Source organism: Massilia scottii, assembly GCF_030846495.1.
GTDB classification, from domain to species: domain Bacteria; phylum Pseudomonadota; class Gammaproteobacteria; order Burkholderiales; family Burkholderiaceae_D; genus Telluria_A; species Telluria_A violaceinigra.
In genome coordinates this window covers 25,293-36,501 of the sequence record NZ_JAVCWM010000042.1, presented here as the reverse complement: position 1 = coordinate 36,501, position 11,209 = coordinate 25,293, and the positions used below count along the sequence as shown (strand labels likewise).

General features: G+C 63.1%; 11 protein-coding genes. All 11 read right to left on the bottom strand.

What is annotated here, in order from left to right; all coding sequences use genetic code 11:
- Positions 1-18: 18 nt before the first annotated feature.
- The 11 genes from RBA41_RS32065 to hisC all read right to left on the bottom strand — a co-directional run bounded on the left by RBA41_RS32065 (position 19) and on the right by hisC (position 11,202).
- Entirely contained in the window at positions 19-1,410 is a 1,392-nt protein-coding gene (locus RBA41_RS32065; protein WP_306628404.1) for a M20/M25/M40 family metallo-hydrolase, read from the bottom strand.
- A gap of 167 nt (positions 1,411-1,577) precedes the next feature.
- Positions 1,578-1,934, bottom strand: coding sequence for a ComEA family DNA-binding protein (locus RBA41_RS32060; RefSeq protein ID WP_306628403.1), 357 nt, complete (start codon positions 1,932-1,934; stop codon positions 1,578-1,580).
- A gap of 152 nt (positions 1,935-2,086) precedes the next feature.
- Positions 2,087-3,070, bottom strand: a complete 984-nt coding sequence (gene rfaE1, locus RBA41_RS32055; protein WP_306628402.1) for a D-glycero-beta-D-manno-heptose-7-phosphate kinase — start codon at positions 3,068-3,070, stop codon at positions 2,087-2,089.
- 15 nt (positions 3,071-3,085) lie between these two features.
- Complete coding sequence (lapB, locus tag RBA41_RS32050) at positions 3,086-4,261, bottom strand: lipopolysaccharide assembly protein LapB (RefSeq protein ID WP_306628401.1); 1,176 nt, start codon at positions 4,259-4,261, stop codon at positions 3,086-3,088.
- 30 nt (positions 4,262-4,291) lie between these two features.
- Positions 4,292-4,597: a LapA family protein gene (locus RBA41_RS32045; RefSeq protein WP_306628400.1), complete on the bottom strand. Its 306-nt coding sequence runs from the start codon at positions 4,595-4,597 to the stop codon at positions 4,292-4,294.
- 238 nt (positions 4,598-4,835) lie between these two features.
- The gene (locus RBA41_RS32040) at positions 4,836-5,141 is read right to left on the bottom strand and encodes an integration host factor subunit beta (protein WP_008446215.1); all 306 of its coding nucleotides are present in this window, start codon (positions 5,139-5,141) and stop codon (positions 4,836-4,838) included.
- An 18-nt stretch (positions 5,142-5,159) separates the two neighbouring features.
- Complete coding sequence (gene rpsA / locus RBA41_RS32035; protein WP_267877345.1) at positions 5,160-6,872, bottom strand: 30S ribosomal protein S1; 1,713 nt, start codon at positions 6,870-6,872, stop codon at positions 5,160-5,162.
- 117 nt (positions 6,873-6,989) lie between these two features.
- Positions 6,990-7,661 (bottom strand): (d)CMP kinase, encoded by a 672-nt coding sequence (gene cmk / locus RBA41_RS32030; protein ID WP_306628399.1) that lies wholly within the window; start codon positions 7,659-7,661, stop codon positions 6,990-6,992.
- A gap of 167 nt (positions 7,662-7,828) precedes the next feature.
- Complete coding sequence (gene aroA / locus RBA41_RS32025) at positions 7,829-9,163, bottom strand: 3-phosphoshikimate 1-carboxyvinyltransferase (protein ID WP_306628398.1); 1,335 nt, start codon at positions 9,161-9,163, stop codon at positions 7,829-7,831.
- Positions 9,164-9,188: 25 nt separating this feature from the next.
- Complete coding sequence (locus tag RBA41_RS32020; protein WP_306628397.1) at positions 9,189-10,094, bottom strand: prephenate dehydrogenase; 906 nt, start codon at positions 10,092-10,094, stop codon at positions 9,189-9,191.
- Position 10,095: 1 nt separating this feature from the next.
- Positions 10,096-11,202: a histidinol-phosphate transaminase gene (gene hisC / locus RBA41_RS32015; protein ID WP_306628396.1), complete on the bottom strand. Its 1,107-nt coding sequence runs from the start codon at positions 11,200-11,202 to the stop codon at positions 10,096-10,098.
- Positions 11,203-11,209: the final 7 nt, after the last annotated feature.

The window sequence follows — 11,209 nt, the reverse complement described above, 5'->3', positions numbered from 1 at the left end:
GAGACGACGGGATAGTGATTATCTAAGCGGCGTCGGATACGTCGCCACGCTCACATTGCCATCCTTATCGACCGCCTGCACGCCGAAGAAGTAGTTATCCTTCGACAGCTTGACCGTCGCCTCGGTCACATTCCCCACATACAAAGCGCCCTGCCACTGCGCGGCGGTGGTCTCGCGCCAGACGATGCGGTAGCCTGCCAGATCGGGCTCGCCGCTGGCCTGCCACACCAGCGAGGAATCGTTCTCCAGCTTCGCGGTGCGCATCTGCACCTTTTGCGGCGCGCCTGGGGCCAGCGACAGCGTCGCCAGCGCCGCCGCGTTCACCCGCGTCACGCGCGCGATGTAGTTGTAGTCGTTGAACTCGGGCAGATCGCCATACTGCAGCGCGCCCTCCTTGCGCACGTTCTGGTGCTGGTGCGTGAAGTCTTCGTTCGGCTCCGTGAAGCGCAGCGCCGGATAGCCGCGCTCCAGGAACGGCATATGGTCGCCGCCGCGCAGATACCGGTCGCGCCGCTGGATCACGTTCACCGTAAAGCCAGGCACGTAGCGCTCCCCCACTTCCTTCACATGGCGCGCCAGCTGGCGCGAGGTCGAATCGTTTTCTCCGCCGGTGGCCAGCAGGGCGCGGCTGGTTTCGCTGTTCTCCCTGGTCGCCGGGACCGATTCGGCGAACAGGCGCACCTGCTTGTCGTCCACGCGGCCGTCGTCGGCGCGCGAGCTGCCGATGATATCGTTGGTGAACATGCCCTGCAGATTCAGGTTCTTCAGCCTTGCCTGTTCGGCCCAATGCGCGGCGCCCAGCAAGCCCTGCTCCTCCGCCGCCACCGCCATGAAGACGATGGTCGCGTCGAACTTGTGGCGCGCCATGACGCAGGCCATTTCCATCACAGCCGCGGTACCGGAAGCGTCGTCGTTGGCGCCGGGCGAGTCGCCCGTGGCATCCATGATGTCGGTATTGCGCGAGTCGTAGTGGCCGCTGACGACGTAAATGCGCTCTTTCGACGCCGCCTGCGTGCCGGGCAGGGTCGCCACGATATTGACGATTTCGGTCGGACGCGAAATGCGCGCCGATACCGGCGTGATGTGGCTGTCGAAGCTCACCTGCAGGCGTCCGCCGGCGGCGGCGCCGCAGCGTTCCAGTTCGGCCTTGATCCAGCGCCGCGCGGCGCCGATGCCGACCGTGTCGGAGACGGTGTCGGACATGGTGTGGCGCGTCTTGAAGCCCACCAGCTTGCGCACGTGTGCTTCGATACGCTGGGGCGAAATGTCGCCGACGATCTTGTCGATCTGCGGCTGGCGGCGTGCAATGTCGGGGCTCGCGGGGCTGACCGGGGCTTGCGCGGCGCAGGCGCCGGCAGCGGCGGCGATCAGGGTGGCCAGCAGGGGTTTGGTGAACGGGACAGATGCCATGAGGGGTCCTTTGCGACGGGCGACGGGTGAATGGGCGCCGTTATCTTCTCACGGCCCGGCGCGTGCAAGTGCGTCCATACAGCGAAAAAACTTTGCCCGTCCCGCGCGTGCGTCCATGAAAAAACCCCGCGGCGTAACGGCGGGGTTTTTGGCAAAGCACGCAACGCTTACATTTTGGCCGGAGCCGCCGCCGGTTTGGCGGCTGGGGCCGGTTTGCCCGCGGCAGCGGGAGGCTTGGCGGCGCCGGCGCCGTCGAACGGCTTGCCCGCTACCTGCAGCCCCGCCTGCGACAGCTTGACGGCGCGCTTGTCGCCCACACCCTTGACGCGCTTGGCGAAGTCGGCCCAGTCCTTGAACTCGCCGCCCTTGGCGCGCTCATCCAGGATGGCCTTGGACGTGGTCGGCCCGACGCCCTTCACACCATCGAGTGCGGCTGCGTCCGCCTTGTTCACGTCGACCTGGGCAAACGCCATGCTCATCGCGGCCACCAGCGCTGCAACTGCAAGCATCAATTTACGGATCATGTTGTATCTCCATCAGATTGTAGGGACGCGGTTGCGCCCCCAACAAGCTAACGGACGATGCAGCACAATGTTGACCGCTCCGATTGAGCGTTATCAGAACAGAAAAATGCCAATCGGGTAGGCAGACTCGGCGCTAGATTACAGGCGGAAGATTACAGGCCGAACAGTTCCTCGCGCGTCACGGTCGCAGTGCCGAGCTTGCCTACGACGATGCCGCCGGCGCGGTTGGCCGTCATGATGGCGTCGGCCATCGGCATGCCGGCGCCCAGCATCGAGGCCATGGTTGCAATGACGGTGTCGCCGGCGCCGGAGACATCGAACACTTCGCGCGCATCGGCGTGCATGTGCAGCACTTCGCTGGCGGTGTACAGACTCATGCCCTCTTCCGAGCGCGTGAGCAGCAGCGCGTCCAGGCGCAGGTCGGCGCGCAGGGCCTGGGCCTTGGCGGTGAGCTGGTCTTCGGACGACCAGCTGCCGACGATGCGGCGGAACTCCGACTTGTTCGGCGTGAGTACGGTGGCGCCGGTGTAGCGCGAAAAATCGTCGCCCTTGGGGTCGACCATGACGACCTTGCCGGCCGCGCGGCCCGCCTCGATCATGTGCGCCACGTTCACCAGGCTGCCCTTGTTGTAGTCGGACAGGATCACCACGTCGTAATCGGGCAGCAGTGCGTTGAACTGGGTGAGCTTGTCGCGCAGGACGGTATCGGTGGGCGCATCCTCGAAATCGATGCGCAGCAGCTGCTGCTGGCGGCCGATGACGCGCAGCTTGATGATGGTGGAAATGGCCGGGTCGCGCTGCAGGTAGCTGTCGATGCGCGATTCGGCCAGCAGCTGCGCCACCTGCTCGCCCGCTTCGTCGGCGCCGACGACGCCCAACAGGCCGCAGCGCGCGCCGAGAGCGGCCGCATTGCGCGCCACGTTGGCGGCGCCGCCCAGGCGCTCTTCGCGCTTCTCGATGCGCACGATCGGCACCGGCGCTTCCGGCGAAATGCGGCTGACATCACCGAACCAGTAGCGGTCCAGCATCACGTCGCCGACGACCAGGATGCGCACCGCGGCCAGGTCGGGCGCGGCGATGAAGGGATGGCTGTCGGCGCTGAGCAGGCGCGCAGGGGTGGCGGTGAGATTGGTCATCGGTTTCAAATACGTTTAGTTCATGACATTGAGTTCTTCGGTGCGGCGCGGCGGGTAGGTCTCCCAGCGGCTGCATCCCGGGCACTGCCAGTAGAACTGGCGCGCCTTGAAGCCGCAGTGGCTGCACTGGTAGCGCGCCAGCTTCTGGGTGTAGCCGCGCACCAGGTTTTTCACCATCGACAGCTCTTCCCAGACATCGGCCGGAGCGTCCATCAGGCGCGCTTCGAGCAGCTTGTCGAGGCCGAGCAGGGTCGGATTGCGGCGCAGTTCCTCGATCATCAGCTGCTTGGCCGCATCCACGCCATCGAGTTCGATGACGGCCTTGAACACCACTTCGATCAGGTCGATCGAGGATGCTTCGGCCAGGTAGGAACGCAGCAGGTTCACGCCTTCCTGCGGGCGGCCGACCTTGCGGTAGCCATCCATCAGGCGCTGCGCGACCAGTGCCACGTGCGGCACGCTTTGCTGCTCGACGCGGCGCCAGGTGACCAGCGCGCCTTCGGCGTCACCCATGACCAGCTGGGCGTCGCCCGTCAGCAGGGTGGCGCGCACGTTCTTGCGGTCCGCGTGCAGGGCCTTGTCGAGCAGCGCGAGGGCGTCGTCGGTGTGCATGTGGACCAGCGCATCCTGGGCCAATTCGCAGTAGAACTGGGCGATTTCCTTCTGGCGCGCGCCGGCGCCGGACTCCTGCAGGCCGAGCGCCGCTTCGATCGCGCGCGGCCACTCCTTTTCGCGCTGGTAGATTTCGAGCAGGGCGCGCCGTGCCTGGGCGCCGTAGGAGGTTTCGAGCAGCAGGTTGAAGGTTTCCTCGGCGCGGTCGAGCAGGCCGGCCTTGAGATAATCCATGCCCAGTTCGTACTGGCCGTGGGCTTTCTCGTCGGCCGGCAGATCGGGGCGCGAGAGCAGGTTCTGGTGGACGCGGATGGCGCGCTCGATCTCGCCGCGGCGGCGAAACAGGTTGCCGAGGGCGAAGTGCATCTCGACCGTTTCCGGATCGAGCTTGACGATGTCGATGAAGGCATCGATGGCCTTGTCGGGCTGCTCGTTGAGCAGGAAATTCAGGCCGCGGAAATACCCGCGCGGCAAGGTGCGCGATTCGGCGAGCAGCTGCTTGATGTCGACGCGCGCGGCGATCCATCCCAGGGCGAAAAACAATGGGATGCCAAGCAACATCCAGATTTCAAATTCCATGCGGTTCTTTTTGTTGGTTTTTCAGATGGGTTACTGCTGGGTGTTGACGCTGTCCGGCTGCGGCTGGGACACGTTGGTACGCGCCACGGTTTGCAGGGCCTGGATGGTGTTCTTGTGTTTCGACGTTTCGCGGCGGTGGCGGAACACGGTGGGCGTGACGGCCAGGATGCCGAGGGCGGCGCCGGCGACGAAAAAGCCCAGCAGCATCAGCACCAGGGGGCCGCGCAGTTCGTAATTCAGGAAAAAGTGCAGGTCGACTTCCTGGGTATTCTTCAGCGCGAAGCCGAAAAACAGGATAAACAGAATAAATCCAACGATGGTGGATACAAATTTCATCAGCCAGGTCCAGTCTGAAAAGGTCGCAAGTGTCGCATATTACACCAAAACAAAGGGGGGCCGGGGCAGCCAGGCCACTCCCGCGACGCCCCGCAGGGCACATCGTTTCCTAACCGGGGTCAGACCTCCGAATCGAAACACTTTTATTTCTAATGAGAGGTCTGACCCCGGTTAGGAAACTTTCAAGGCGAAAAAAAACGGCATCCAAGGATGCCGTTCTTCTGTGTCGACAAACGACTCAGTCTTCAATAATCGGCTGCCCGACCATCGCATCTACCCGTTCGCGCAATTGCTTGCCCGGCTTGAAGTGCGGTACCCGTTTTTCGGGAACCATCACCTTGTCGCCGGACTTGGGATTGCGTCCGATGCGCGGCGGCCGGCTGTTCAGGGCAAAACTGCCGAAACCACGGATCTCGATGCGCTGACCGGTCGCCAAGGCGTTGGTCATGGCATCGAGAATGGTCTTGACAGCGTACTCCGCATCCTTGGCCACCAGCTGAGAATAGCGCTCAGCCAGGCGGTTAATCAACTCGGACTTCGTCATCTGTCGATTCCGAGTGTCTTAGTTCTTGTTGTCGAACTTAGCTTTCAACAGTGCGCCCAGGCTAGTGGTGCCCGATGCTGCATTGTTGTCGGAGGACGAAGCCATCTTCTGCATCGCTTCCTGGGTCTCGACATTGTCTTTCGCCTTGATCGACAGCTGGATGCTGCGCGCTTTGCGGTCAATGTTGATGACCAGAGCTTCAACCGAATCGCCAACCTTCAGGTGGGTACCGGCATCTTCAACGCGGTCGCGCGAGATTTCGGAAGCACGCAGGTAGCCTTCAACTTCTTCGGACAGCTGGATGACAGCGCCCTTAGGCTCGACCGACTTGACCGACCCCGTTACCAGGGAGCCTTTGTCGTTCATTGCAGCGAAGTTGTTGAATGGGTCGCCTTCGAGTTGCTTGACACCCAGGGAAACGCGCTCGCGCTCGACGTCGATCGCCAGCACGATGGCTTCCAGTTCGTCGCCCTTTTTGAAACGACGCACAGCTTCTTCGCCGGTTTCGGTCCAGGACAGGTCGGACAGGTGCACCAGACCATCGATGTTGCCGGCCAGGCCGATGAACACGCCGAAGTCGGTGATCGACTTGATCGCGCCGCGGACTTTGTCGCCCTTCTTGTGGGTAACGCCGAAGTCATCCCATGGATTTGCTTTGCACTGCTTCATGCCCAGCGAAATACGGCGACGCTCTTCGTCGATCTCGAGAACCATGACTTCCACTTCGTCGCCCAGCTGGACAACTTTGTTTGGTGCCACGTTCTTGTTGGTCCAGTCCATTTCGGAAACGTGAACCAGACCTTCGATACCCTGCTCGACTTCCACGAACGCGCCGTAGTCGGTCAGGTTCGTTACTTTGCCGAACAGACGGGTGCTTTGTGGATAACGACGGGACAGACCGGTCCAAGGATCGTCGCCCAGTTGCTTCACGCCCAGCGAAACACGGTTCTTTTCCTGATCGTACTTCAGGACTTTGGCGGTGATTTCCTGGCCAACGGTCAGCACTTCCGATGGGTGACGCACACGACGCCATGCCAGATCGGTGATGTGCAGCAGGCCGTCGATACCGCCCAGATCCACGAACGCGCCGTAGTCGGTGATATTTTTGACGACGCCGGTCACCACGGTGCCTTCTTTCAGCGTTTCCATCAGTTTCTGACGCTCTTCGCCCATCGATGCTTCGATGACGGCGCGGCGGGACAGAACCACGTTGTTACGCTTACGGTCGAGCTTGATGACCTTGAATTCCAGGGTCTTGCCTTCGAACGGGGTGGTGTCCTTGACAGGACGGGTGTCAACCAGCGAACCCGGCAGGAACGCGCGGATGCCGTTGGTCAGAACGGTCAGGCCGCCCTTGACTTTGCCATTGACGGTACCGACGACGATCTCGCCCGATTCCATGGCTTTTTCCAGAGCCAGCCACGATGCCAGGCGCTTTGCCTTGTCGCGCGACAGGATGGTGTCGCCGAAGCCGTTTTCCAGCGATTCAATCGCTACGGAAACGAAATCGCCGACTTGAACTTCCAGTTCGCCCTGGTCGTTCTTGAATTCTTCGATAGGAATGAAAGCTTCGGATTTGAGGCCAGCGTTCACGATCACGAAATTGTGGTCGAGACGCACGACTTCAGCGGAAATAACTTCGCCGGAGCGCATATCTTGGCGCGACAACGATTCCTCGAAGAGCGCTGCAAAACTTTCCATACCGGTTGCTTCAGTTGTTGCTGTTGACATAGTTTGTACACGAGTTAGCCAGCAGAGATCGCACCATGCGACTTAAACTGGGTTATAGGTTGATTCAACGCCTGCAATGGCACTATTGCAATTGCAAGCACCCATTGCTACTTCAGACTACGACTGCTTAGCGTGCGCATACCATTTCAGCACTTCCTCGACCGCTTCGTCAGCGGTCATATTGGAAGTATCGAGCAGGTGCGCCCCTTCTGCCGGCATCAAAGGCGCGATGGCGCGGTAAGTATCACGGTCGTCGCGCGCCTTCAAATCGGACAGGAGGTCTTCTATGTTAGCAGAAAACCCCTTGTCAATCAATTGCTTATATCGGCGTTGCGCGCGCGCCTCGGTACTGGCGGTCAGGAACACCTTCAGTTGCGCGTGCGGAAAGATTACCGTACCCATGTCACGGCCATCGGCGACCAGGCCGGGCGCGCGCCGAAAGCCCAGCTGCAGCGCGAACAGGGCCTGGCGCACGGAGGGCAGGGCGGCGATTTTCGATGCCATGTTGCCAACCTCTTCCGCGCGGATGAGTTGGGTCACATTTTCCTTGGCCAGCAAGATTTCGCCGCCGCTGAAGCTGGCGGGGAGGTGTTGGGCCAGCTTGGCGAGGGCGTGCTCGTCGGCCAGTTCCGTACCGCGGCGCAAGGCCATCAGGGCGGTCAGGCGGTACAGGGCGCCCGAATCGAGGTAATGAAAGCCGAGGCGATCGGCCACCTTGTGCGCGACGGTGCCCTTGCCGGACGCGGTGGGGCCATCGATGGTGATGACGGGGATGTTCGAATGTGGCATGGGACGGTGTCCTGGTGAAATCACTATAAAACGTGCAAAACTGAAAACTTTCCTAACCGGGGTCAGACCCCGGTTAGGAAATGTTCCGAATCGGAGGTCTGACCCCGATTAGGAAATATTTCGATTCGGAGGTCTGACCCCGGTGCGCCGGCCGCCGGTGGTGCAACTTAAATCAGGTTCTCGTGGGCAATGCCGGCGAAGGCGTCGAAGTAGTCGGGGAAGGTCTTGGCAACGCATTTCGGGTCGTTGATGCGCATCGTGTTGCCGCGCCGCGCTTTGCCGTCCAGGCTCGCCAGCGAGAAACACATCGCCATCCGGTGGTCGTCGTACGTGTCGATCGTCGCGGCGCTCAGCTCGCCTTCCGGCGGGGTGACCGAGATGTAGTCCGCCCCCTCCACCACGATCGCGCCCAGCTTGCGCAATTCGGTCGCCATCGCGGCCAGGCGGTCGGTTTCCTTCACCCTCCAGCTGGCGATGTTGCGCAAGGTGGTGGTGCCGTCGGCGTACAGCGCGGCCACGGCTATCGTCATCGCGGCGTCGGGAATGTGGTTGAAGTCGGCGTCGATGGCTTTCAATACGCCATTCGAGCGCGCTTCGATCCAGTTGTCGCCGCGCGTGATCGTCGCGCCCATCTGCTCCAGCGCTTCGGCAAAGCGCACGTCGCCCTGGATGCTGTCGCGCCCGACTCCCTCAACCCGGATCGGACCGCCGCCAATCGCGCCGGCCGCCAGGAAGTACGAGGCCGACGAGGCGTCGCCTTCCACATGGATCGTGCCCGGACTCGCATAGCGCTGCCCCGGCTGCACCGTGAACGATTGCCAGCCATCCTGCTCCACCGTCACGCCGAAACGCCGCATCAGGTTCAGGGTGATTTCAATGTACGGCTTGGAAATCAGTTCACCGACGACGTCGATCGTCACCGCCTGCTCGCGCGCCATCAGCGGCGCCGCCATCAGCAGCGCCGTCAGGAACTGGCTCGATACGTTCCCGCGCACCGACAGGCGCTGCGCGTGGATATGCCCGCGCCGGATGCGCAGCGGCGGGAATCCTTCCACGCCCGTGTACTCGATCTGCGCGCCAATCGCGTTCAGGGCGTCGACCAGGTCGCCGATCGGGCGCTCGTGCATGCGCGTGACGCCATGCAGGGTGTAGTCGCCGCCGATGACGGCCAGCGCCGCCGTCAGCGGACGGATCGCGGTGCCGGCATTGCCCATGAACAGATCGGCTTCGTGCACCGGCAAGGTGCCGCCACCGCCATGCACGATGTGGGTGTGCTCGTCGACCTGCTCCCATTTCAGGCCCAGCGAGCGCAGTGCGCCCAGCATGACCAGGGTGTCGTCCGACGCCAGCAGGCCGATGATGGTGGTGCTGCCTTCGGCCAGCGCGGCCAGCAGCAAGGTGCGGTTGGAGATGCTCTTGGACCCCGGCAGCCGCACCACGCCCTCGACGTGCATGACGGGCTTGAGATCGATATGGTGCGGGTACTGCTTCTGCTGGGTCATGCTGGGGTTCCTTGAAATGCTGGGTTTATTCCGGACTGCTGTCCTGCGCCGGCGGCGCTTCGGCCGTTTCGATCGCTTCGATCCAGCGGCAGCGCGCGCGCTGGGCGTTGGCGTAGACCGCTTCGATGGCGGCGCCGTCGCTATTGGCGAGCATCGCGCGCATTGCTGTCAATTGTGCCAGATATGCGTCCAACTCGCCCAGCAGGGCCGACTGGTTGGCCAGGCTGATGTCACGCCACATTTCGGGCGAGGAGCCGGCAATGCGCGTGAAGTCCCTGAAACCGCTGGCGGCGTATTGGAACAGTAAGCCGGCGTGCGGCTTGCGGGCGATGTCGTCGACCAGGGCGTAGGCCAGCAAATGCGGCAGGTGGCTGACCGAGGCGAACACGGTGTCGTGTTCCTGCGGCGTGAGGCGGTGGATGATGGCGCCGCACGCGCTCCATGCGGCGGCCACCCGGTCGATGTCGGCCGCGGCGTTTTCGGGCAGCGGCGTGAGCACGGTCTTTTTGCCGTGGTACAGGTCGACGATGGCGGCGTCCGGACCGTTGGTTTCGCGCCCGGCGATCGGGTGCCCCGGCACGAACTGGGCGACACGCTCTTTCATCACGGCGCGCGCGGCCGCCACCACGTCGGACTTGGTGCTGCCGGCGTCGGTGACCACGGTACCCGCTTCCAGGTACGGCAGCAGCGACGCCAGAACCGGCGCGGTCTGGGCCACCGGTGCGGCGATCAGCACCAGGTCGGCGCCCGCCATCGCATCCTGCACCGAGGCCGCCACCTGGTCGATGATGCCCAGTTCGAGCGCGCGCGCCATCGCTTGCGGCGAGCGGCCGACACCCACCAGCGTGCTTACCACGCCGGCATGGCGCAGCGCGCGCGCGAACGAGCCGCCGATCAGCCCTACGCCGAAGATGACGACTTTATTGAACACGTCAGGCCAGCGCTTTCTTGAGGGCGGCGATGAAGATCGCGTTTTCGGCAGGCAGGCCGATGGAAATGCGCAGCCATTGCGGCAGACCGTAATTGCCGACCGGGCGCACGATCACGCCTTGCTTGAGCAGCGCGAGGTTGATGCGCGCGCCGGCGCCGTCGTCGTCGCCAACCTTGACCAGCACGAAGTTACCGAACGATGGCACGTACTGCAGTCCCAATTCGTCGAAGGCTTCGACGAACTGCGCGTAGCCGGCGGCATTGTTCTTGGCGCCCTGCTCCAGGAACGGCTTGTCGTTCAGGGCGGCGATGGCCGCGGCCTGGGCCAGCGAGTTCACGTTGAACGGCTGGCGGATGCGGTTCATCAGGTCGGTCAGGCCCGGCTGCGCAATGGCGAAACCGACACGCAGGCCGGCCAGGCCGTAGGCCTTGGAGAAGGTGCGCGAGACCAGCAGATTAGGATACTTGCGCGCCCACTGGGCCGATTCGAACTGGTGTTCGGGCGCCAGGAATTCGTTGTAGGCTTCGTCCAGCACCACGACCACGTTGGCCGGCACCTTGTTCAAGAACGCTTCGATCTGCGCCGCCGGAATGAAGGTGCCGGTCGGGTTGTTCGGGTTGGCGATGAACACCAGGCGCGTGTCGGCATCGATGGCCGCGGCCATGGCGTCGAGGTCGTGGCCATACTCCCTGGCCGGCACCACGATGGCGCGCGCGCCCACGCCTTGCGTGGCCAGCGCGTACACGGCGAACGAGTACTGCGAATACACCACGGCCTGGCCTGTTTGCACAAACGCGTGGGCGGCGATTTCGAGGATGTCGTTGCTGCCGTTGCCCAGGGTGATCCAGTCGGCCGGCACCTCGTAGCGCTTGGCCAGTGCCGCCTTCAGATCGAAACCGTTGGCGTCCGGGTAGCGTCCCAGGTCGGCCACCGCGGCGGCCATGGCTTGCTGGCTCGATGCGGGCACGCCGAACGGATTTTCGTTCGACGCCAGTTTGACGATGTTCGCTTCGTCGAGGCCGAACTCGCGCGCCACTTCGGCGATCGGTTTGCCCGCCTGGTAGGGAGCGATGGCACGGACGTATTCTGGACCGAATTGCTGGGACATGGTTTAT